Source organism: Nocardioides plantarum (assembly GCF_006346395.1).
Lineage (GTDB): Bacteria > Actinomycetota > Actinomycetes > Propionibacteriales > Nocardioidaceae > Nocardioides > Nocardioides plantarum.
Genome location: NZ_VDMS01000001.1, coordinates 310,466 through 332,788, shown reverse-complemented (window position 1 = coordinate 332,788; position 22,323 = coordinate 310,466). Strand labels below are relative to the sequence as shown.

Sequence of the window (22,323 nt, the reverse complement as noted above, 5' to 3'; positions counted from 1 at the left end):
GATGCGGGAGCTCACGTACGTCGCCATGCTGGCCTTCGTGATCGTGGCGACGCTGCCGCTCGAGGTGCTGCTGCGGGTGCGCGTGTACGCCCGGGCGCGCCGGCTCGCGCTGGTGCTGCTGTGCGCGGGGCTGCCGTTCGTGCTGTGGGACGTCGCCGCGACGCAGGCCGGGCACTGGCGCTTCGACCTGTCCCGGACGCTGGGCATCACGGTCCCCGGCGGACTGCCGCTGGAGGAGGTGCTGTTCTTCGTGGTGGTGCCGCTGGCGTCGGTGATGACGCTGGAGGCGGTGCGCTCGGTGCGGCCGACCTGGCTGATCGGCGACGAGGCCCGCGCGCCGGACGTCGTCGACGACGTGGTGGACGGGACGGACACGTGACCCACACCGAGGCGGTCCTGCTCGGGGTCGCCGTCACGGTCGTCCTGGACCTGGCGGTGCTGCGCACCCGGCTGCTGCTGCGCCGGGCCTTCTGGACGGCGTACGCGATCGTGCTGTTCTTCCAGCTGGTGACCAACCAGTGGCTCACGTCGCGCGGGGTCTTCGACTACGGCCCCGACGCGATCATCGGCTGGCGCATCGGTACCGCGCCGGTCGAGGACTTCCTGTTCGGCTTCGCCCTGGTGACCCAGTCGATGGCGTGGTGGGTGTGGTGGGGGCGTCACGGGGTGCAGCGCGAGTCGCCGTCGGGGCCGCGTCGGTTCCTCACGCGACACGCCACGCGCACGCGTCGCTGAGGACGCCGAGGGTGCGGCGCGTCTGCTCGTCGATCGACATCGCGCCCAGGACCTCGTGGGCCCGGGTGCTCCGCTCCTCGATGCGCTCCTCGACCAGGGCGAGCGCGCCGGTCGCCGTGACGACCTCGCGCACGGCCCGAAGCCCCTCCGGGCCGCCGTCGGGATCGCCGAGGTGGCGGGCGAGCACCCGGCGCTGGTCGGGGCTCGCGGACTCCTCGGCCGAGGTGATCAGCAGGGTGCGCTTGCCCTCGCGGACGTCGTCCGAGACGGACTTGCCGGTCAGGTCGGGGTCACCGAACAGGCCGAGGACGTCGTCGCGGAGCTGGAAGGCCTCGCCGACCCCGCGCCCGAACCGGCTCAGCTGGTCGAGGAGCTCGGCGTCCGCGCCGCCGAGCGCAGCGCCCAGCAGGAGCGGGTGCTCGACGGTGTACTTCGCGCTCTTGTAGGTGAGCACCCGGTGCGCGGCGGCGCTGTCCGAGTCGGGGCGGGCCTGACCGAGCAGGTCGAGGTACTGCCCCGCGATGACCTGCAGCCGCATCTCCTCCCACACCTGCCGGGCCCGTCGGGCGCGGGCGGGTCGCAGGCGGCCGGCCTCGGCCTGGGCGGCGCCCAGGAGGTCGTCGGACCAGGTCAGGCACAGGTCGCCGACGAGCACCGCGACCCCGTCGCCGAACGTGCGGGCGTCGCCGCCGTAGCCCTCGGCGCCGTGCCGGTCGGCGTACGCGTGGTGGACGGTGGGCCCTCCGCGGCGCCGCTCGCTGCGGTCCATCACGTCGTCGTGCACCAGGGCCGCGAGGTGGAACAGCTCGAGGGCGGCCGCCGCGGCGGTGGCGCCGGCCACCTCGGCCCGCGGGCCGGCGGCGGCGCGGGCCCCCCACAGGCAGAACGCCGCCCGCAGCCGCTTGCCCCCCTGCACCAGCGTCACCAGGCGGTCGCTGACGTCGCGCAGGGAGGGATCGATGGCCGCGAGGGCCTGCCCGTTGCGCTCGATCTCGGCGGTGACCAGGTCCTCGACGGCGCTCAACCCCGCGGGATCGAGGTCGTGAGGGGTGGCCAGGACCGGGGGCAGGTCGAGCATCTCCCGACCGTAGGTGCCGACGGGGTGGTCCGGGCTCACCCGAGGCGGTCGCCCGACCTCGCCCGCGGGGGTGACTCACACATCGCGGAGGCGGATGATTTCTTGATCGAGTCAAGAAAAGGGCCTATGGTCGGGCACGTGGCTGCCCTCGACTTCGGACCCGTCCTGCGGGCCCACTCGCTGCGCGTCACCCGTCCCCGCCTCGGCGTGCTGTCGGTGCTCCACGACCACCCCCACCTCGACACCGACGCGGTCATCGGTCGGCTCCGGGCGACCGGTCAGGTCGTCTCGCACCAGGCCGTCTACGACGTGCTGCGGGTGCTCACCGAGGCCGGCGTCGTACGCCGCATCCAGCCGGCGGGCGCATCCGCGCTCTACGAGCTGCGCGTCGGCGACAACCACCACCACGTCGTGTGCCGCACCTGCGGGGCCATCGCCGACGTCGACTGCGCCGTGGGTCACGCACCCTGTCTCACCGCCTCGGACGACCACGGCTTCGTGGTCGACGAGGCGGAGGTCGTCTTCTGGGGCCAGTGCCCCCGCTGCGCGACCGCCACCGCTCCAACCGTCAGTGCCGAATCCGCCCGTTTGGAAGGAACCCCATGACCGACAGCCAGGACCACCCGGTGAGCCCGCAGGGCGTCGACGCCAAGGCCGAGGCCGGATGCCCGGTCGCGCCCGGCTCCGCCACCGCCCAGGGCAGCGAGAGCGAGAACCCCGCCATCGACGCCCCGACCCCGGTCAGCGGCGGTCGGCCCCACACCCTCAAGGACTGGTGGCCCGACTCGCTCGACCTGTCGGTGCTGCACGCCCACTCCTCCAAGGGCAACCCCCTGGGCGCCGACTTCCGCTACGACCAGGAGTTCGCCCGGCTCGACGTCGAGGCGCTCAAGCGCGACATCACCGAGGTGCTGACCACCTCGCAGGACTGGTGGCCCGCCGACTTCGGTCACTACGGCGGCCTGATGATCCGGATGAGCTGGCACTCCGCCGGCACCTACCGCATCTACGACGGACGCGGCGGCGCCGGCGACGGTGGCCAGCGGTTCGCGCCCCTCAACAGCTGGCCCGACAACGCCAACCTCGACAAGGCCCGCCGGCTGCTGTGGCCGGTGAAGCAGAAGTACGGCCAGCAGATCTCGTGGGCCGACCTGATCGTCCTGGCCGGCAACGTCGCTCTGGAGTCCATGGGCTTCGAGACCTTCGGGTTCGGGTTCGGGCGCGTCGACGTCTGGGAGCCCGAGGAGATCTTCTGGGGTCCCGAGGACACCTGGCTCGGCGACGAGCGCTACGCCGACGAGCGCACCCTGCACGAGTCGCTCGGCGCGGTCCAGATGGGTCTGATCTACGTCAACCCCGAGGGCCCCAACGGCAACCCCGACCCGCTGGCCTCCGCGCGCGACATCCGCGAGACCTTCGCCCGGATGGCGATGAACGACGAGGAGACCGTCGCGCTCATCGCCGGCGGCCACACCTTCGGCAAGACCCACGGAGCCGGCAACCCCGACCTGGTCGGTCCCGAGCCGGAGGGCGCCCCCCTCGAGCAGCAGGGCCTGGGCTGGATCAGCACCCACGAGTCGGGCAAGGGCAAGGACGCGATCACCAGCGGCCTCGAGGTCACCTGGACCGACCGGCCGACCGAGTGGAGCAACCGCTACTTCGAGATCCTCTTCGGCTACGAGTGGGAGCTCTCCGAGAGCCCGGCCGGGGCCAAGCAGTGGGTGGCCAAGGATGCCGACGACATCATCCCCGGACCCACGACCGACTCGCCCAGGCGCAAGCCGACGATGCTGACCAGCGACCTCGCCCTGCGGGTCGACCCCGACTACGAGAAGATCTCGCGCCGGTTCCTGGAGAACCCCGAGGAGTTCCGCCTGGCCTTCGCCAAGGCCTGGTACAAGCTGCTCCACCGCGACATGGGCCCGGTCAGCCGGTTCCTCGGTCCGTGGGTGGCCGAGCCGCAGCTGTGGCAGGACCCGGTCCCCGACGTCGACCACGCGCTGGTCGGCGAGGCCGAGGTGGCCGCGCTGAAGCAGACTGTGCTGCAGTCCGGGCTCTCGGTCTCCGAGCTGGTCTCCACCGCCTGGGCCTCGGCCTCGAGCTTCCGCTCGACCGACAAGCGGGGCGGCGCCAACGGCGCCCGTATCCGCCTCGAGCCCCAGCGCAGCTGGGAGGCCAACCAGCCCGAGCAGCTCGCCCGGGTCCTGGAGACCCTCGAGGGGATCCAGCGCGAGTTCAACGAAGCGGGCGACGCCACCATCTCGTTCGCCGACCTCGTGGTGCTGGCCGGCTCGGCCGCCGTCGAGAAGGCGGCCCGCGATGCCGGCACCGACGTCGTCGTACCGTTCCGGCCCGGCCGCACCGACGCCACCCAGGACCAGACCGACGTCCACTCGTTCCGGGTGCTCGAGCCGCGGGCCGACGGTTTCCGCAACTACCTGCGGTCGGGGGAGAAGACCCAGCCCGAGGTGCTGCTGCTCGACCGGGCCTACATGCTCGACCTCACCGCGCCCGAGACGACCGCTCTCGTCGGTGGTCTGCGCGTCCTGGGCAACAACGTCGGCGGCGCGCAGCACGGCGTCCTGACCGACCGGCCGGGCGTGCTGACCAACGACTTCTTCACCCACCTGCTGTCGCCCGGCTCGCGCTGGAAGGCTGCGGAGGCCGAGGAGCACGTCTACGAGATCCGCGACCTGGCCACCGACGAGGTGCGCTGGACCGCCACGGCCGTCGACCTGATCTTCGGCTCCAACTCCCAGCTGCGCGCCCTCGCCGAGGTCTACGCCGGCGAGCGGGCCCAGGACCGCTTCGTGCGCGACTTCGTCGCCGCGTGGGTCAAGGTCATGGAGCTCGACCGCTTCGACCTCGGCTGACCTGAGGAGCGCCCTGCCGGGCGCCAGCACGCACTCGCGGCCACGACCCCACGTCGTGGCCGCGAGTGCGTCCGGGGCTGGGACGTGTGGCCGCAGCGCCCTGGTCCGACAGGTGAGCCCACCACGACCTCGTAGAGCCGGGAAGTCCTCGTCCGCTGCACGACGTGGGTGCCGCCCGGTGACATCCACGTTCGGCGAAGTCATCGCCGCACGAGGCAACCGATCGGCTCCCCAGGACGTCTAGTCGACGACCCGACGGAGTGGGGCGCCCAGGCGCGAGCTCCTCCCAGCAGCGAACGGAACCCGTGTGACCCGATGGTGGAAGCGTCCAGAGCTCAGGCGACGGTGGCGCGGACGTCCTACTCCCGTGGGGTACGGACCCCGGGGCATCCCGGGCCGGACGATCCGGGTCGTGCCCCAGCCCGGGGTGGTGCCCACGCGGATCGACCGGCAGGGGTCCGACCCGTCCGAGGCGGCCGCCGTACGCGCGGGGTGGCAGCTCGTCGACGCCTACGAGCGGCTCAGTGTCGCGGCGGCCCGCAAGGTGTTCGGCCGTGAGGTCGACGCGTGGCGGGCCTACGCCGAGGACACGGCGATCGAGCTCGTGCAGTCCGGCAGCGGCTCCTGGAGCGAGTCCCGGCTGAGCGTCAACAACCGGTTGCGCTACCGCCGGATGATGGACTTCGCGCGCGCCGGCGACCGGGTCGTCGACGTGGGCTTCGGCAAGGGCGTCCTGGCCGCTCACCTGGTCAAGGGCGTCGGCGTCGCCAGCTACCACGGCATCGACATCGTCGACTCCCACCTCGCGGACGCGACCAGGTTGTTCGAGGCCAACGGCCTGGCGGACGCACCGATCACCCTGGAGATGGGCGACCTCTACGAGCTGACCCGCGACGAGGTGGCCGCGACCGGCGCCGACCTGGTCATCTGCTGCGAGGTGCTCGAGCACGTCCCCGACGCCGAGCTGGCCCTGCGCACCCTGGCCGAGGCGCTTCCCGCCGGGGCCGACCTGATCTTCTCGGTCCCGCTCATCGGGCGCCTCGAGAACGTGTGGGGCCACGTGTCGGTGTTCGGTGTCGCGCGGCTCAAGGACATGCTCGAGGGCGCCGGGCTCTACACCCACCACGTCGAGCCGTTGTCCAACGTGTGGACCCTGGTCGTGGCCTCGCGCGACCCTGGCCCCTCTCGTCGGGTCCGCGAGGCCGGCGGACGTCCGCCCACCCGGGTCGAGGTCCCCCTGTCGACGTCCTACGACTTCGTCGACGTCGTGTCCTTCGACATCGTCCCTGCTCCGGGTTCGGCGGACTCGGTGACCGTCGAGGAGGCGGGGGACACCCGGGTGGCCTGTCGGTTCATCGCCAGCGGTGGGGTGAGGTTCCCGGCCAAGGGCCTGGAGTCGCTACGGCTCGCCTTCTCCTTCGGGGAGTGCCACGGGGTCGACCAGCTCGTCGTGACGGCCCGGGCCGAGGGCGTCGAGACGTGCCGGTGGACCTGGTCGCCCCGGGACGCAGCAGACCTGCGGGACCAGCTCGCGGTCAAGGTGCGCCCGGGCGAGGCCGACACCCGGTTCGTCTCGGGACCCCACCAGGACGTGGCCGCCACCGACGAGGTCGAGGTGTCCGTCGTCCTGGCCGAGGGCGGCACCGCGTCGTTCGACCTGAGGGCGTCGTTGCTCGCCTGAGGGACGGGCGCACGTGGCGTGACGACCGCCGGTCGTGGGTGGCCGACCGGACGGTGCTGCTCGAGCGGCTCGCCGAACGAGCGCGGCACAGGCGAATTCGTCGTTCCCCCGTGGGGGAGGACTCAGGCGGTGATACTCAGAGCACGTTGCCTGGGAGGCCCACATGAACCGCAAGCTCACCGTCCCCGCTCTCGCTGTCGTGCTGGCCTTCCTCGTGGTGACGAACCCCGTCGTCGCCGAGGCCGCCAAGCAGCTCACCGGCGCCGACATCAAGGACAGCTCGCTCACGAGCGCCGACATCAAGAACAGCTCACTGCTCGCCGCCGACTTCAAGTCCGGTCAGCTGCCCAAGGGAGCGACCGGGGCCAAGGGCGCCACGGGGGCGACCGGGGCCAAGGGAGCCGTCGGACCGGTCGGCCCGGTCGGACCGCAGGGCGAGGTCGGGGCGACCGGGGCGACCGGAGCCACCGGCGCCACGGGGGAGACCGGAGCCATCGGCCCGGTCGGGCCGAGCGGCGCGGTCGGTGACGACGGCGCGGTCGGTCCCGTCGGTCCTCAGGGCCCCGCCGGGAACACCGGCGAGACCGGCCCGATCGGGCCGCAAGGTCCTCAGGGGGCGACCGGCGACACGGGCGCGTCAGGAGCGCAGGGTGTGGTGCGCGTCAACACGGTCTCCGGCTCGATCAGCCCGGCGACGGAGCTGACCAACTTCTGGAGCTGGATGGGTCCGAAGACCACGACCGTCATCAGCAGCCTCGACCAGCTGGTCACGGCCACCGGCATGCTGCCGATCGGGACGTCGCAGACCACCACCTACGGCGTGCACGAGACCCGGGTCGCCATCGACTTCTGCTACCAGCCCACGGGCGGCGGCCAGATCCTCCCGCTGCTGGGCAGCGAGTACTCGATCTGGGACCTCAGCGCCACGCGGGTCTCGTACGGCGTCACCTCGTCCGGGCGGCTTCCCGTCGGCAGCTACACGATCGGCGCGTGCGGCAAGGCCGTCAACGTCGCGTCGCTGCCGGTGGACAACACCGACTGGGTCAACGGCTACGTCATGGTCGTCAACGCACCCGCGTCGAGCGGCTCCACCCCGGCGCCCCTGGCGCGGGGTAGCCGCCCGACGACCGGCCACCGGACCACGACCCGCGGGCGCTAGCACTTCCGTCCGGTGAGCGCCGGGTTGATCGAGTGGGACACCTGCTCGCTGCTGGCAGCGCACGAGTGCGACCGCGTCGGGCGTAGCCGAACGCACAGAGGTCGGTTCTCGTCGCCAGCGCCGTCCGGACGTGCGCGCCGGCCGACGACCTTCGGCCCATCTGTCTACGTCTGAATACGACGCACGACCAGTCCTGAGGGCCTCGGTCGGGCCCGCGTGTCCCTTGGGCCGCCGAGCCATGCGTTCGCGGCTCGTAGAAGGACTGGGGGACCTCGGGGCCAGCTCGATCCGCGGCTCCGGCGGACGGATCGATGCACCCGTCGGTCAGCCCGGTCCGAACTCCCGCCGTTCAACGCGGAGGCCAGTTCTCTCGCACGCGGCGTTATCGAATTCGATAACGTAGTGTGGTTGCATGAGCGGTCTCGATCAGGACACCGAGCAGGTCGTCGCCGCGTTGCGCAACGCGGTCACGACCAGCGGGATGAGTCAGGCGGGGTTCGCGCGCTCGATGGGTACCTCGCCGTCGAGGATGTCGACCTACCTGACCGGACGAACCCGCCCCTCCGCCTGGTTCTGCTCCCGCGCTCAACGCGTGGCTCACGCACTCCAGGCGGCTGCCCGGCGTGGACTGATGTCTGCGCCGGACACGGCGAGCGCCATGCTGCAGCACGGCGCCGCGGGTGATCAGGACTGGGTGTGGCGGATGCTGCTCCAGGGCCGCGACCACCTGGCGATGATCCTTGGCGACGGCGACGAGACCCTCACTGGCTCCTGGGAGGCCGAGCCCGGAAGCGCCGGATCGATGGAGTGGGACACCCTGCTCGCTGCTCTCGCCGCACACGAGTACGAACGCGTCGGGCGAGAGGCGCCCGCCTGGACCCGCGCCGAGCGACTCGAAGTCTCCTGGATGCCGGAACATCCTTTCCTCAGTCCTGACCGAGTTGCTGCCCAGACCCCGGACTGGTTGCGCATTCTCAACATCTTCGTGCCGGCCCGTGACTTGGTCACCGCATGACTCCACCATCTGGATCCCCGAGGCCACACGAGTTCGACGCCCACGAGACCGCGGAGCTGCTCGACGAGCTCGACCGCCGTCGGCGGCGGGGCATCGCCGCGGCGGTCTCGTCGTGGGCGGCGCGGCGATCGCGGCCACCGGTGTGCGCGGTGGCCGACTGGCCCCGGACGTCGACTCCCTGACAGGCGACCAGGAGGTCCTCGACGAGGCGCGTCTGCTCGCACAGGACCGCGGGCTGCCGCCGGAGTGGCTCAACCCGAACGCCAAGATGTGGATGCCCCCGCTGCCCGTGGGGGTTCTCGACCCGCCAGGCCAGCCCGGACTGCGGGTCACCTACGCAGACGACGGATTCCTCCTGGCCACCAAGCTCGTCGCTCAACGTGCCAAGGACGCCGAGGACATCGTCGCCCTCGCGACCCGCCTCCGGCTCCTCGACGCCACCGCCGAAGACCTTGAGCGACATCTCCGCCGCTACTACACGAGCCAAGCCAACCTGGAGTTCATCATCGACGGCACCGACATCGACGCAGAGATCACGATGCTCTGTCGCGATGCATCCCGGATGCTCGGCAAGGTTCGTGATGACATCCACGGCGAGACGTAGCGTCGAATGTGTCTCGGGTGTGTCTCGCACGACCCGCTGACCTGCGTTCTCGCAGGTCAGCGGATTGTGAGAACGGGCCGGCCTGTAGGCCGGGTTCTGTCCTCCGCCCTTGCGGGAGGAGGGGCGACCATCCATCTACGACCGCCGTTGCCGACGGCCTCCAGCGATCTACCCGCACACTCGGGCGAGCAGCCCTTCCGGTCGGAACCTGCGTGTGCTGTCTGATCTTGCTCCGGGCGGGGTTTGCCTAGCCACGCCGGTCGCCCGGCATGCTGGTGGTCTCTTGCTCCACCGTTTCACCCTTACCTCCGTCGTCCGGTGGCGCTGGATTCGGGAGGCGGTCTGTTCTCTGTGGCACTGTCCCGCGGGTTGCCCCGGGTGGGTGTTACCCACCGCCCTGCTCTGTGGAGCCCGGACCTTCCTCGGTGACCAGTTCTCCCTGGTCAACGCGGTCGCCCGGCCGGCCCGTTCGCCTGTGCAGGATAGGGCCTGGCTCAGCGGTCCAGCGACTCGCCGTCCTCGACGACCACGGGCAGCGTGGCGACCGCGATCAGCGTCGTCAGGGGTACGGCGAGCACGAGGCCGATGCTGGTGGCCAGGGTGCGTACGACCTCCTGGGTGATCTCCTCGGTCGCCAGGAGCGTGCTGCCGGGCAGCTGGTAGAGCCGGAGCACGAGCAGCACCGAGAGCGTGGTGCCGGCGTAGGCGAAGACGATCGTGTAGATCGTCGAGGCGATGTGGTCGCGGCCGATCCGCATGCCGCTGGCGAAGACCCGGGCCCGCGACATCGTGGGGGAGGCCGCGCGCAGCTCCCAGACCGCCGAGGCCTGGGTGATGGTGACGTCGTTGAGCACGCCGAGGCCCGCGACGATGATCGCGCAGGCGAAGACGCCCTGGAAGGACAGGTCGGGGGCGAAGGTGCCGAGGATCCGCGACCCCTCGTCGGCCACGCCGGTCAGGCGGGTGCCGCCGACAGCGAGGTGCCCGATCAGCGCGGTCACGCCGATGCCGGCCAGGGTGCCGGCCAGGGCCGCGCTGGTGCGCAGCGACCAGCCGTGGGTCGTGTAGAGGACGACGTACATGATCGCGGCGGAGCCGACCATGCCGACCAGCAGGCCCGGCTCGCCCGACAGCAGTGCCGGCAGCATGAAGACCGCGATCACCGCGGTGGCGAAGGCCAGCCCGAGCAGCGCCATCAGCCCGCGGAAGCGGGCGACGGCCAGCACCACCAGGACGAACAGCCCCAGCAGCAGGCCGAGCGGGGCCTCGCGCACGGTGCCGAAGTAGTTGACCGTCGCCTCGCGCCCGTCGCGCGCCGGCGTGCGGATCAGCTTGACCGTGTCGCCGGCCCGTACGTCGGCCTGCAGCACGTCAGGGGGTACGCCGACACTCACCTCGGAGCCGCCGCTCGGGCCCCCGGAGACGCGGACCTCGATCTCGCCGCAGCCCTCGGTCGAGCCGCCCGGCTCGCACGGCTCCTGCACCGACAGCACCTCGCCCTCGGGGAACGTGACCCCGGGGGCCGCGAACTGCACCTTGCCCGACAGGTCGTCGACCCGGTCGCCGTCGGGCCACAGCAGCCCGACGCCCACGAGGGTCAGCAGCAGCGCCGCGACCAGCGAGCCGAGCAGCACCAGCCGGGGGAGCCGGCGTACCTCGACCTCGGCACCGCCGTCGTGCGAGTGGCCGTGGGAGTGGCCGTGGGAGTGGCCGTGCGAGTGGCTGTGGGAGTGGCCGCGGCCACCGCGACGTGCGTGTGAGCCGACCACGCCTAGGCGAGCCTGGTGATCTCGACCTCGACGGTCATCCGCGAGGTGGCGGCGCCGGAGTAGATGCCGCTGATCGGGCGGACGTCGAGGTAGTCGCGGCCGTGGGCCACGCTGACGTAGCGGTCGTCGAGCGGGACGTGGTGGCACGGGTCGAGGGCGCGCCAGCCGGCGTCCCACCACTCGACCCAGGCGTGGGAGGCGCCGACGACGGTGGTGCCGACGACCGGGTCGCGGTCGGGGTGGACGTAGCCGGAGACGTAGCGGGCGGGGATGCCGACCGTGCGCAGCCCGCCGACGACGAGGTGGGCGAGGTCCTGGCAGACGCCGGCCCGCTGCTGCCAGGCCGTGGCCGCCGTACCGCGCACCTGGGTGGTGCCGGGCGCGTACTCGACCTCGTCGTGGACCAGGGCGCACAGGTCGCGCGCGGCGTCGCCGGGCAGCTCGTGGTCGGCGGCGACCTGCTTGGCCCGCTGGGCGAAGTCGGCGGTGGGGGCGACGAGGTCGGAGAGCGTGAGGTACTCGGTCCAGCGGTCCGAGACCTCGCGCGCGGCCACCTGCTCCCAGGTCAGCTCGGCCGGCGGCACGGCCGGCCGGTTGGTCTGCACCGTCGAGGTGGCGGTGACGGTCATCGCCTCGTGGGGGTCGACGACCTCGAACGCCGTGACGGCGCTGCCGAAGTAGTCGGTGTAGTGGTACGTCCACGGCTTGGGGCTGACCTCGAGCCGGTGGTGGACCACGATCTGCTCGGGTGTGGTGGTCGGGGTCAGGCGCGCCTGGTTGTAGGACGCGACCGCCTTGCCGTCGTACTCGAACGACGTGGTGTGCACGATCCGCAGCTGCATCGACATGTCAGGCTCCGCCCATCCCGTGCCAGGCCAGGGACTCGGCCCCGGCGAAGAAGCGCTTGGTGACCGACTCGGTGGCCAGCGCACAGGTGCGTTGCAGACGCTCCATCTCGGTGGGCAGGTCGGCGACGACGTCGGAGAGCGAGCGGTACTCGAGCTCGGCGCGGGTACGACCGATCAGGCGCTGCGCGTCGTTGTGGATGCCGGCACGCTGCCCGGACGCCTCGAGGTTGTCGAGGCACTGCTCGGCACGGTTGAGCGAGAAGACCACGGACCGCGGGAACAGCCGGTCGAGCAGCAGGAACTCCGCCGCGGCCCGCTCGGTGGCCAGGCCCCGGTAGGTGCGCAGGAACGCCTCGTAGCCGCCGCACGCGCGCAGCGTGCTGGTCCACTGGTCGGTGGTGCCGCTGGTGACCGACGCGGTGGCGACCAGTCGCGAGGTCATGTCGGCGCGCTCGAGGCAGCGACCGAGCATCAGGAACTGCCAGCCCTCGTCACGGGTCATCGTCGCGTCGGCGGTGCCGTTGACCAGCGCCGCCCGCTCGCGGACCCATTGGTAGACGTGGGGAGTACGACGCCGCGCGAACGAGCCGGAGGCGATGTCGCGGTAGGTCGTGTTGATGACCTCCCACAACGGCACCGAGAGGGTCTCCCGGGCCCGCCGGGCGCTCTCGCGCGCCGCCGCGATCGCGGCCGCGATCGACACGGGCGAGGCCGGGTCGTAGGCCAGGGCCTGGAGCACGTAGTCGAGGTCGACGACCTCCGGCGTCTCCTCGACGCCCATGATCGACAGCAGCCCATGGCAGGTCTCGCCGACGTCGAGGGTGGCGTCCTCGAGCAGCAGCGAGGTCTGGACGTCGAGGATGCGGGCGGTGTCCTCGGCGCGCTCGACGTAGCGCCCGATCCAGAACATCGACTCGGCGATCCGGCTCAGCACGGTGCACCGCCCTCTCGGTGGTCGAGCCTGTCGAGGCCCTGTTGCTGCTGTTGCTCGGCCTGCTCCTGGGGAGCGGTGACCGCCGCGATCGCGGGCCCGGGGGTCTCGGGCACCGCGTGGTGCTCGGGCTCTCGTCGGTCGCGTCCGCCTCGGTGGTCGAGCTTGTCTCGGTGATCGAGCTTGTCGAGATCCCCGGCCTCGACCGGCTCGACCACCGAGGCGTCGGGCGGTGAGGGGTCGAGCTCCTCGTGGCCGACCGGCGGTCCGGCGAGCACCCAGGTGTCCTTGGACCCGCCGCCGCGCGAGGAGTTGACGATGAGCTCGCCCTTGGCGAGCGCGACCCGGGTGAGGCCGCCGGGCAGCACCCACACGCGGTTGCCGTCGTTGACGGCGAAGGGCCGCAGGTCGACGTGGCGCGGGCCGAGCTCGCCGTCGACGAACGTCGGGACCGTCGAGAGCTGCACCACCGGCTGGGCGATCCAGTCGCGCGGCGACTCGAGGATCTTGCCGCGCAGCTCGTCGAGCTCGGCGCGGGTGGCGCGGGGGCCGATCACGATGCCCTTGCCGCCGGAGCCGTCGACGGGCTTGAGGACCAGCTCGTCGAGTCGGTCGAGGACCTCCTCGCGCGCCTCGGCGTCGCCGACCCGCCAGGTGTCGACGTTCTTGATGATCGGCTCCTCCGCCAGGTAGTAGCGGATGATGTCGGGCAGGTAGGTGTAGACGAGCTTGTCGTCGGCGACGCCGTTGCCCACCGCGTTGGCCAGCACCACGTTGCCCGCGCGGGCGGCGTCGATCATGCCGGGGGTGCCGAGCATCGAGTCGGCGCGGAAGTGCACCGGGTCGAGGAACTCGTCGTCGACCCGGCGATAGATCACGTGCACCGGAGCCAGGCCCTGCGTCGTACGCATCATCACGCGACCGCGACGGCACTCGAGGTCGCGACCCTCGACGAGCTCGACGCCCATGGTGCGGGCGAGCAGCGCGTGCTCGAAGTAGGCGCCGTTGTAGACCCCGGGCGTGAGCACCACGACCGTCGGGTCGGTGACCCCGGCAGGGGCGGCCGCACGCAGCGCGGCCAGCAGTCGCTGGGGGTAGGCCGCCACGGGCCGGATCCGGTGGGCGGCCGTGGTCTCGGGCAGGGCCGAGGTGATCGCGCGCCGGTTGGTCATCACGTAGGAGACCCCCGACGGCACCCGGACGTTGTCCTCGAGGACCCGGAACTCGCCCAGGTTGTCGCGGATCAGGTCGATGCCCGACACGTGGACGCGCACGCCGTTGGGCGGGCGGACGTTGCCGGCCGCGCGGTGGTAGTGGCTCGAGGTGGTGATCACGCGCCGGGGGATGACACCGTCGTCGAAGACCTGCCCCGCGTCGTAGACGTCGGCCAGGAACCGCTCGAGCGCCTTGACCCGCTGCTGGACGCCGGCGTCGAGCTGGGACCAGGTGTCCTGCTCGATGACCCGCGGCAGGATGTCGAGCGGGAAGGCCCGCTCCTCCCCGCCGATGTCGAAGGTGACGCCCTGGTCGAGGTAGCTCGCCTGGAGCGCCTCGACCCGGCTGACCAGCTCGGGTGTGGTGAGGGTCTGCAGCGTCTGGCGCAGCCGGCGGTAGGGCGAGCGCGCGGTGTCGCCGTCGAACATCTCGTCGTACGCCGGCCCGGTGCTGAGGTAGCCCTCGAACATCGCGTTCATGCCCCGAACCCTAGTGGGAGACCGTCGTCACACCGTCCCGATGGCTGCCTAGGGCAGGGTGAGGACCTCGGCCCCGCCCGGCGTCACCAGCAGGGTGTGCTCGAACTGCGCCGAGGGGCGGCGGTCGGCCGTGACGACGGTCCAGCCGTCGTCCCACATCTCGATCTCCCGGGTGCCGAGGTTGAGCATCGGCTCGATCGTGAAGGTCATCCCGACCTCGATCAGGTCGTCGTGCTCGGGGTCGTCGTAGTGGGGGACCACGAGGCCGGAGTGGAACGAGGTGCTGATGCCGTGGCCGGTGAACTCGTGCACGACGCCGTAGTCGAACCGCTTGGCGTAGGACTCGATGACGCGGCCGATGACGTTGATCCGCCGGCCCGGGCGGACCGCCTTGATCGCCCGGTCCAGCGCCTCGTGGGTGCGCTCGACCAGCAGCCGGGTCTCCTCGTCGACCTCGCCGGCGAGGAACGTGGCGTTGGTGTCGCCGTGGACGCCGTCGAGGTAGGCGGTGACGTCGATGTTGACGATGTCGCCGTCCTCGACGACACGGCTGTCGGGGATGCCGTGGCAAACGACCTCGTTGACGCTCGAGCACAGCGACTTGGGGAAGCCGCGGTAGCCCAGCGTCGAGGGGTAGGCGCCGTGGTCGCAGAGGAACTCGTGGCCGATCCGGTCGAGCTCGTCGGTGGTCACCCCGGGCGCCACGGCCGCGCCGACGAGGTCGCGCGCCTGTGCCGCGAGCCGGCCGGCGACCCGCATCCGCGCGATGGTGTCGGCGTCCTGGACGGCGGGGCCGTCGTACGGCGCGGGGGCGTCGCGGTCGACGTACTCGGGGCGCACGATCTCGCGCGGGACGGGACGTCGTGGGGACACGGCTCCAGGAGCGACAGGGGTCACGAGGTGCGAGGTTAGTGTGAGCCCCATGGCCGATCAGCCCGAGTACTGGTACTGCATCAAGCACAACCGCGTCGAGGGGCGCGACGGCTGTCCCAACAAGGACCGCCTGGGCCCCTACCCGAGCGAGGCCGAGGCCGCGCGCGCCATCGAGACCGCGCACGAGAAGAGCGAGGCCTGGGACCGCGACTCGGAGTGGAACGACGAGGAGCTCGAGGACTAGGACACCCCGTGCGGGAGCGGCGCCGCGTCGCACGGCCCCCTCAGCCGGTCGACTTCTGGCCGTTCGGCGGCATGATCGCGATGGCCGCCACCCTCTTCCTGTACGCCGTCAGCGGGATCGTCGCCCCGTGGTGGGCCACGGTCCTCCTGCTCGTGGTGTGGGTCGGCGTGTTCGCGCGGGCCTGCACCTGGTGGACCACCCACCCCCGCCGGATCAGCGCGGCCGCGCTCGGCCTGCTGGTGCTGTGGTTCGTGGTGCTCGTCGGTGGCGCGGTGGCGCTCGACTGGTCCGCCTGACCTCCTCACGGTGATCGAGCCGTCCGGGGCGCGCTGGCGCGCCGGGCGAGTCGAGATCCCCGCAGGGACAGGTCGGGTCGGCTCCCCGGATGCGGCCGTCTCGACTCGCGGTGACTGCGTCCCCGCGGCTCGACGACCGTGTGTCGACCGGGCCTACTTCGGCCGCACCAGCAGGATCTTGCCCGAGCCGTCGGCCCCGTCGGTCGCGACCAGGACGTCGCCGTTGCGCAGCTGGGTGACGGTGCGCAGCCGGCCGTAGGCGCCGTTGAGGGCGGGCGGCGTGGCGACGCGGGCGAGCTTGCCGGTGGAGTAGAACGTCATCACCAGCAGGCGGGTCCCGGCGAGGGTGGCGACGAACAGGCCGCCCTCGTAGTCGCCCCAGCGGCTGCCGGAGACGAACGTCGCACCCGAGGTGGCGACGGTGGGGCTGCCGGAGCTCCACTTGGCCTCGAGCTGCGTGCCGGGCAGGCTCTGGTCGGTCATCGGCCGGCTCTCGTCGTAGCCCGGACCGGGCTGCCAGCCGTAGTTGCCGCCCTTGACGATCCGGTTGACCTCGTCGTCGCGGCTGGTGCCGTGCTCGACCGACCACAGGCTGCCGTCGGCACGCTGGGCCAGGCCCTGCACGTTGCGGTGCCCGTAGGTCAGCACGTAGCGGGCCTTGCTGCTGGACGAGCGGATGTAGGGGTTGCCCGGGGACGGCTTGCCGGTGAGCGGGTCGAGGCGCAGGGTCTTGCCGCCCAGGGAGTACTTGTCCTGGGGGTTGTCCTCGTCGGCCGCGTCGCCGGTGCCGACGAGCAGCTCGCCGGTGGCCGTGGTGAGCAGTCGGCACCCACCGTGGCGCCCGCTGGTCGTGGGCAGCCCGCCCAGCAGCGTCTTGCGGTAGGTGGCGCGCCGCTCGGCGGTGTCGAGCGTCCAGGCCACCACCCGGATGTCGTGGCCACCGCCCGCGCCCTGCCAGCCGCTGCAGGTGTAGAAGCGGCGGTTCTTCCAGAACCCGCGGTCGAGCGCCAGCCCCATCAGGCCCGTCTCGCCGGAGGTCCAGACGCGCTCGGTCGGGAAGACGACGGTACGGCGGGTGCCGCCCTTGGTGCGCAGGGTCAGCCGGGCCGGGTTGCGCTCGGTGATCAGCAGCGATCCGCTCGGCAGCTCCTTGACGTCCCATGGGTGGCTCAGGTTGGCGAGCCGGGTCGTGACGCTCAGTGCGGGCGCCGCGCGCCCGACCGTGCGGGTGGCGGTGGTATCGGCGGTGGTGTCGGCGGTGGTGTCGGCGGTGGTCTCGGCGGTGGCCGTGGCTGCGGACAGCAACGGCACGACGAGGGCGAGGACGGCGGCGGTGACGAGGGCTCGACGCATGTGCAGCACGGTACGCCTCACCACCGACAACGGGGTCAGGACGACGGGCTGCACCGGCGTACGAAGTCGGCGAGGTCCTTGCTCTGCTGGAGCCGCGACGGCTCGTGGACGTACATCATGTGGCCGGCCTCGTAGTAGGCGTGCTCGATGTTGGCGCGCAGCTCGGCGGGGATCTGCAGGTGCGCGATGACGTCCTCGGCGGCATAGTGGGGTGTCGCGCCGTCGTAGTAGCCGTAGGCGACGTGGACCTTGAGGTGCGGGTTCATCCGCATCGCCCGCTCGAGTTGGGGGCTGACGTCGATCGGGCGGCCCTCGAAGTCCTTGAACGACCACGGGTGCACCCGCGAGCTGATCTGCTCGTAGGACAGGTCGTTCTCGTAGCGCAGCTCGTGGCGCACGTAGTGGTTGTAGGCCGTCGAGTAGGGCCCGCTGATCGCGTCCATCGAGGCGTCGGCGTCCATGTGCTCGGCGATGCCGCTGGCGGCGGGTCCGACGAACCGGCCGTCGATCCGGCCGGCGACCTGGCGGCGGTCGCGCAGCAGCTCGCCGAAGAACCGCCAGTGCTCGATGCGCAGGTCGGCGCGGTCGAGGTAGTCGGGGCTGAGCCCGGTCAGCGCTGCGAGCGTCTTGACGGCCGCGGCGCGGTCCTTGGCGCTGAGCCGGTCGCCCTGGGCGAGCACCCACGGGTAGTCGCGCGACGCGTAGTCCTCCGCGTCGCGCACGGCCTTCTGCAGCGAGCCCCGGCCGAGCTTGCCGTGGTAGTGCGCGATGGCGGCGTACGTCGGCAGGTAGAGCGCGTGGGCCCGGTCGTTGCGCTGGTTGTCGAAGTCGATCGACGACAGGTCCAGGACGCTGGAGACGAGCACGAGGCCGTTGACGTACATGCCGTAGCGGCTCTGCAGCTTCTCCACGAGCGCTGCGCCGCGCAGGGTGCCGTAGGACTCGCCGAGCAGGAGCTTGGGCGACAGCCACCGCTCGTGGCGCGTGGTCCACAGCCGGATCACCTCGGCGATCGAGTCGATGTCGCCCTGGTAGCCGTGGAACGGCTCGGGCTTGGTGCCCTTGACCGCGCGCGAGTAGCCCGTCGACACCGGGTCGATGAGCACGAGGTCGCTCTCGGCGAGCAGCGACTCGTGGTTGTCGGTCAGCCCGTACGGCGGCGGGCGCAGGTCGCCGGCGTCGCCCATCACGATGCGGCGTGGGCCGAGCAGGCCGAGGTGGAGCCAGACGCTCGAGCTGCCCGGACCGCCGTTGAACGCGAACGTGACCGGTCGGGTCTGGGGCCCGGTGGCGTCCGCGCCACGCTCGACGACGTAGGAGGTGATCGAGATCTCAGCCTTGGCCTGGTGGCCGACGAACACGCCGTCCTCGTAGACCTCCTCGCGCAGCACGATGCGCCCGGTGGTCGCGGTGTAGTCGAGCGTGCGGCGCCCGATCCGCAGTCGGTGGCGGGTCGAGACCAGGTCGTCGACGGGCTCGGCGGGCTTGGTGGTGGCGTCGCTAGGGCCGGTCGTCACGGCGCTCACGGGTTTGTCCTGCTGGTCCTCGGGCACCCCGTCACCCTAAAGGCGCGAGCGGGAACAACCACCGCCCTGGCAAGGTTGGCCCGCTGCCACCACGACACCCCTGTAGATCTGAAGGATCCTCGATGACGCTCACCTCCCACGCCTCCCGAATCGCCGTCCTCGAAGACCGTCTGACCGCGCTGCGCGCCGAGCGCGACCAGGCCCAGGCCGAGACCCGCGGCGAGGCCGTCGGCGACGTCGTCGACCGCGCCACCAACGTCGAGGCGAGCATCCGCCAGTCGCTGCTCGAGGAGCGCATCGCCGCCCTCGAGCTCGAGATCGCCGCCGCCCACCACGAGGAGCACGTCGACGGCGTCGTCTCGATCGGCGACTCGGTTACCGTCGACTTCGGCGACGGACCCGAGAGCTTCTCCATCGGCTCGGTCGAGCAGGCCGTCGCCGGCGTCGAGACGATCACCCCGACCAGCGCGCTGGGCCGCGCGATCCTCGGTGCGTCCGTCGGCTCCTCGGTGACCTACTCCCCGCGCAAGGGCGTCTCGCTCGAGGTCAAGATCGTCGCCACGGCCTGATCCCCACGGCGGTCGAGGTGCGAGGCCGCCCGCGGCCGAGCCTCGAGACCACTGCAGCCGACGGACCGGCTCAGAACGTGTGCTCGGGCCCTGGGAACGTGCCGGCCTTGACGTCGGCGTCGAAGTCGCGCGCGGCCTGCAGCAGGACGGCGTGCAGGTCGGCGTACTGCTTGACGAAGCGGGCCATCCTGCCCTGTCGCAGGCCGAAGGCGTCCTGCCAGACGAGCACCTGGCCGTCGCAGTCGGGTCCGGCGCCGATGCCGATCGTGGGGATGGCGAGCTGCTGGGTGACCTGGCCGGCCGTGTCGCCGGGCACCATCTCCATCACCACGGCGAAGGCGCCGGCCTCCTGCACGGCGAGCGCGTCCTCGATCACGCGCGAACCGGTCTCGCCGCGCCCCTGGACGCGGTAGCCACCCAGGGCGTGCTCGGACTGCGGGGTGAAGCCGATGTGGGCCATGACGGGGATCCCGCCCTGCGTGAGCTTGCGGATCTGTGGGGCCATCTCGACGCCGCCCTCGAGCTTGACGCAGTGGGCGCCGCCCTCCTTCATGAAGCGCACCGCGGTCAGGTAGGCCTGCTCGGGCGAGGCCTGGTAGCTGCCGAACGGCAGGTCGCCCACGACGAGCGAGCGGCGTACGGACCGCGAGACGGCTCGCGTGAGCGGCACCAGCTCGTCGACGGTGACCGGCAGCGAGGTGTCGTTGCCGTAGACGTTGTTGCTCGCGCTGTCGCCGACCAGCAGCACCTCGACGCCGGCCTCGTCGAAGGTCGCGGCGGCGTACTGCTCGTAGGCCGTCAGCATCGAGAACCGCTCGCCGCGCTCCTTCATCTCGCGCAGGTGGTGGGTGCGGATGCGCTTGGCGGGGGCGGCGGTAGCCGCGGTGGTCGGGGTGGCGGGGCCGGTCCCGTAGGGCGCGGTCTCCTCGGGCGTGCTCATCGTCGAGTCTCCGATCGGTGGTGTCTCGCGGCTCCCTGGTGGAGTCCACGGACACCGTCCAGGCTAGGGCGGCTCGGTGTCCGCCGGACTGTGTCGCCCGTCACGCGTCGAGCTCCTCGAGCAGGGCGGCGTACGCCTCGTGGTCGTCGGCCGTGCCCGTGTGCGGCGCCGCGAACCGGTGCGCGGCCAGGCTGATCTCGTCGAGGCGCCATTCGAGCGCGAACAGCTCGAGCATCGCCGGATCGCCGCTGGCGACGGTGCGCAGGTCGCGCTCGGGGGGTGCCAGGAGCAGCGACTCCCAGTCGACCAGGCGCAGGCCGTCGGCGGTGAGCACCTGGTTGTGGACGCCGGGCTGGCCGTGGGTCGTCACCCAGGGACGGTCGCGCGCGACCTCGGCCAGCCGGTGGTACGCCGCCACCCACCGCCGGATGTCGGCGAGGCGCTCGGTGATCGCGGTCCGTGCCTGCTCGCCGAGCGGACCGAGGTCCCAGGGCCGGACGGCGCGGGCGTCGAGGTCGTCGGCGAGCTCGGGTCCGACGAGCGTCCGCCAGGAGCGCAGCCGCGCCGGTGGCTCGACCGCGTGCAGAGCCGCGAGGGCTGCGGCCGTGGCATCGACGTCGAGCGTGACGGGTCGCTCGCCGTCGAGCCACGGCGTGGCGCTGAGCGCACCGGTGCCGAACGGCACAGCCCACGGCTCGAGCCCGGCGTGGACGAAGCCGAGGCCGGTGTCGCGCAGGGCCGCCGCGGTGGCGTACGTCGCGACGAGCGAGTCGAGGTCGTGGCGGTGGAACCCGTCGAGGGTCACGAACAGCAGCGGCGCACCGTCGCGCGAGGCCCGCCAGTGGTGGGCACCGAAGCCGACAGGGAGGTGGACGACGGCGTCGGCGTCAGGAGCCCAGTGGCGGCGTACGGCGGCGAGCACGTCGGCGTCGTCGACGCCGACCGGCGGCTCATGCACGACTGCCCACAGACGGTCGTCGGCCGGCCACCGACACGGTCACCAGGCTGAGCACGACGACCGCCATCGCGCCGAGCAGGGCGGGGATGCCACCACCGAACGCGCCGAGCAGGTAGGGCAGGCCGAACCCGAGGTAGGTCAGGGCGTAGAAGACCGCGACGGTCGCGCCGCGCTCGTGCGGCGCCGACAGCCGCTCGGTCTCGCGCAGTCCCGACACGAGCACGCAGCCGTAGGCACCGCCGAGCAACGGGGCGCCGACGAGCAGCAGCCAGCGCAGGTCGGTCGCGAGCGCCACCACGCCGACGGCGCTGCCGAGGAGGGCGGTGACCAGACCGACCTGGCCGGCGAGCAGCGGGCGGCGGTCGTCGAGGCGCCGGGCCAGGCCCTGCACGAGCACCCCGCAGCCCAGCGTGGCTCCTGCCAGCACACCGGCGAACGCGAGCGCGCCCGACTGCGAGCCGCCGATCTCGCCCGGCAGGTAGGCGATCGAGAGGGCCGCACAGCCGAACACCCACGGTGCCGACGGGGCGACCACCAGCAGGAACCGGCGTCCGCGGGTCACGTCGGGCAGGCCGATCAGGGGACGCAGCACGGCCTGCGCGGGTCGCGGGCCCGGCACCCGGAGCACGAGGAGGAAGGCGAGCAGGCCGAGCACCACGTGCGGCAGGTACGGCGTCTCGAGAGGTCGCGGCGCCCACTGCCCCACCAGCCCGGTGACCAGGGGCCCGACCGCGAACCCGGCCGACAGGGCGATCGCCGCCCGGCGTGGTCCGGCGCCGGTCTCGGACAGCTCGGAGACCCACGCGGTCGCCGCGCTGAACACGACACCGGAGCAGGCGCCGGCGAGCAGGCGTCCCGCGGCGAGCCCGGCCACCGTGTCGTGCTCCACGATCAGCAGCACGGTCGCCAGCGGTGACAGCGCCACCCACGGCAGCACCACCGCCCGTCGCCCCCACCGGTCCGACGCGGCACCGCCGACCAGCAGCGCCGGGACCAGCCCGGCGGCGTACACGCCGAAGAGGAAGGCGCGCGTCTGCACCGACATGCCGAGCTCGTCGCGGTAGGCGACGAGCAGCGGCGTGAACTGGTTGGCGCCCCAGCCGACGGTGAACATCGCGAGCGCGACGCGCTGCCAGGACTTCATGCGACGACCGTAGGTGGTGGCTCGGGCTCGTCC

22 protein-coding genes and 1 other RNA gene are annotated in these 22,323 nt (G+C 72.1%); 11 read left to right on the top strand and 12 right to left on the bottom strand.

From position 1 onward, the window contains the following. Position 1 precedes the first annotated feature (1 nt). A complete protein-coding gene (locus FJQ56_RS01540; protein WP_140007443.1) occupies positions 2-379 on the top strand; it encodes a lycopene cyclase domain-containing protein in 378 nt (125 codons plus the stop codon). After that, a complete protein-coding gene (locus tag FJQ56_RS01535; protein ID WP_140007442.1) occupies positions 376-735 on the top strand; it encodes a lycopene cyclase domain-containing protein in 360 nt (119 codons plus the stop codon). The genes FJQ56_RS01540 and FJQ56_RS01535 overlap by 4 nt, the downstream gene beginning before the upstream one ends. Here the strand turns inward: FJQ56_RS01535 and FJQ56_RS01530 are convergent. Continuing rightward, positions 704-1,813, bottom strand: a complete 1,110-nt coding sequence (locus FJQ56_RS01530; protein WP_140007441.1) for a polyprenyl synthetase family protein — start codon at positions 1,811-1,813, stop codon at positions 704-706. The two genes, FJQ56_RS01535 and FJQ56_RS01530, sit on opposite strands and share 32 nt — an antisense overlap. 138 nt (positions 1,814-1,951) lie before the next feature. Here FJQ56_RS01530 and FJQ56_RS01525 point away from each other — a divergent pair, with 138 nt between their 5' ends. The 6 genes from FJQ56_RS01525 to FJQ56_RS01500 all read left to right on the top strand — a co-directional run bounded on the left by FJQ56_RS01525 (position 1,952) and on the right by FJQ56_RS01500 (position 9,145). Continuing rightward, positions 1,952-2,419 (top strand): Fur family transcriptional regulator, encoded by a 468-nt coding sequence (locus FJQ56_RS01525; RefSeq protein WP_246083938.1) that lies wholly within the window; start codon positions 1,952-1,954, stop codon positions 2,417-2,419. After that, complete coding sequence (gene katG / locus FJQ56_RS01520; RefSeq protein WP_140007439.1) at positions 2,416-4,686, top strand: catalase/peroxidase HPI; 2,271 nt, start codon at positions 2,416-2,418, stop codon at positions 4,684-4,686. Before FJQ56_RS01525 ends, katG begins: the two co-directional genes overlap by 4 nt. Before the next feature lie 412 nt (positions 4,687-5,098). Beyond that, complete coding sequence (locus FJQ56_RS01515; RefSeq protein ID WP_140007438.1) at positions 5,099-6,367, top strand: class I SAM-dependent methyltransferase; 1,269 nt, start codon at positions 5,099-5,101, stop codon at positions 6,365-6,367. 163 nt (positions 6,368-6,530) lie between these two features. Further along, the gene (locus FJQ56_RS22835; RefSeq protein ID WP_140007437.1) at positions 6,531-7,526 is read left to right on the top strand and encodes a collagen-like domain-containing protein; all 996 of its coding nucleotides are present in this window, start codon (positions 6,531-6,533) and stop codon (positions 7,524-7,526) included. A gap of 412 nt (positions 7,527-7,938) precedes the next feature. Continuing rightward, on the top strand, positions 7,939-8,541 hold the full coding sequence (locus FJQ56_RS01505; RefSeq protein ID WP_140007436.1) for a helix-turn-helix domain-containing protein: 603 nt from the start codon (positions 7,939-7,941) through the stop codon (positions 8,539-8,541). A 112-nt stretch (positions 8,542-8,653) separates the two neighbouring features. Continuing rightward, positions 8,654-9,145 carry a hypothetical protein gene (locus FJQ56_RS01500; protein WP_140007435.1) on the top strand — a complete coding sequence of 164 codons (492 nt, stop codon included), beginning with the start codon at positions 8,654-8,656 and terminating at the stop codon, positions 9,143-9,145. A 69-nt stretch (positions 9,146-9,214) separates the two neighbouring features. Here FJQ56_RS01500 and rnpB read toward each other — a convergent pair. From rnpB to map, 6 genes are all read right to left on the bottom strand, one after another. Then, positions 9,215-9,613: RNase P RNA component class A (gene rnpB, locus FJQ56_RS01495), an RNA gene on the bottom strand. A gap of 26 nt (positions 9,614-9,639) precedes the next feature. Next, a complete protein-coding gene (locus FJQ56_RS01490; protein WP_140007434.1) occupies positions 9,640-10,914 on the bottom strand; it encodes a YibE/F family protein in 1,275 nt (424 codons plus the stop codon). Positions 10,915-10,916: 2 nt separating this feature from the next. Next, entirely contained in the window at positions 10,917-11,762 is an 846-nt protein-coding gene (locus FJQ56_RS01485; RefSeq protein ID WP_211350719.1) for a transglutaminase family protein, read from the bottom strand. Position 11,763: 1 nt separating this feature from the next. Continuing rightward, positions 11,764-12,696, bottom strand: coding sequence for an alpha-E domain-containing protein (locus tag FJQ56_RS01480; RefSeq protein ID WP_140007433.1), 933 nt, complete (start codon positions 12,694-12,696; stop codon positions 11,764-11,766). Next, entirely contained in the window at positions 12,690-14,387 is a 1,698-nt protein-coding gene (locus FJQ56_RS01475) for a circularly permuted type 2 ATP-grasp protein (RefSeq protein ID WP_140007432.1), read from the bottom strand. Before FJQ56_RS01475 ends, FJQ56_RS01480 begins: the two co-directional genes overlap by 7 nt. Positions 14,388-14,435: 48 nt before the next feature. Continuing rightward, complete coding sequence (gene map, locus FJQ56_RS01470; protein WP_140007431.1) at positions 14,436-15,311, bottom strand: type I methionyl aminopeptidase; 876 nt, start codon at positions 15,309-15,311, stop codon at positions 14,436-14,438. Here map and FJQ56_RS01465 point away from each other — a divergent pair. Next, positions 15,310-15,504: a hypothetical protein gene (locus FJQ56_RS01465; RefSeq protein WP_140007430.1), complete on the top strand. Its 195-nt coding sequence runs from the start codon at positions 15,310-15,312 to the stop codon at positions 15,502-15,504. The genes map and FJQ56_RS01465 overlap by 2 nt on opposite strands. A gap of 8 nt (positions 15,505-15,512) precedes the next feature. Further along, a complete protein-coding gene (locus FJQ56_RS01460) occupies positions 15,513-15,800 on the top strand; it encodes a hypothetical protein (protein WP_140007429.1) in 288 nt (95 codons plus the stop codon). 153 nt (positions 15,801-15,953) lie between these two features. On the opposite strand, the gene FJQ56_RS01455 is transcribed toward FJQ56_RS01460, so the two are convergent. Both FJQ56_RS01455 and FJQ56_RS01450 read right to left on the bottom strand, forming a co-directional pair. Next, positions 15,954-17,153, bottom strand: a complete 1,200-nt coding sequence (locus FJQ56_RS01455; RefSeq protein WP_140007428.1) for a PQQ-dependent sugar dehydrogenase — start codon at positions 17,151-17,153, stop codon at positions 15,954-15,956. Between the two features lie 35 nt (positions 17,154-17,188). After that, complete coding sequence (locus FJQ56_RS01450; RefSeq protein ID WP_140007427.1) at positions 17,189-18,679, bottom strand: S10 family peptidase; 1,491 nt, start codon at positions 18,677-18,679, stop codon at positions 17,189-17,191. Positions 18,680-18,801: 122 nt separating this feature from the next. Here FJQ56_RS01450 and FJQ56_RS01445 point away from each other — a divergent pair, with 122 nt between their 5' ends. Continuing rightward, the gene (locus FJQ56_RS01445; RefSeq protein WP_140007426.1) at positions 18,802-19,248 is read left to right on the top strand and encodes a GreA/GreB family elongation factor; all 447 of its coding nucleotides are present in this window, start codon (positions 18,802-18,804) and stop codon (positions 19,246-19,248) included. 70 nt (positions 19,249-19,318) lie between these two features. Here FJQ56_RS01445 and panB read toward each other — a convergent pair whose 3' ends face one another. The 3 genes from panB to FJQ56_RS01430 all read right to left on the bottom strand — a co-directional run bounded on the left by panB (position 19,319) and on the right by FJQ56_RS01430 (position 22,290). After that, positions 19,319-20,188, bottom strand: coding sequence for a 3-methyl-2-oxobutanoate hydroxymethyltransferase (gene panB / locus FJQ56_RS01440; RefSeq protein ID WP_140007425.1), 870 nt, complete (start codon positions 20,186-20,188; stop codon positions 19,319-19,321). 100 nt (positions 20,189-20,288) lie between these two features. Continuing rightward, positions 20,289-21,146: an aminoglycoside phosphotransferase gene (locus FJQ56_RS01435; protein ID WP_140007424.1), complete on the bottom strand. Its 858-nt coding sequence runs from the start codon at positions 21,144-21,146 to the stop codon at positions 20,289-20,291. Next, on the bottom strand, positions 21,139-22,290 hold the full coding sequence (locus tag FJQ56_RS01430; RefSeq protein ID WP_140007423.1) for an MFS transporter: 1,152 nt from the start codon (positions 22,288-22,290) through the stop codon (positions 21,139-21,141). Before FJQ56_RS01430 ends, FJQ56_RS01435 begins: the two co-directional genes overlap by 8 nt. Between the last annotated feature and the right edge of the window lie 33 nt (positions 22,291-22,323).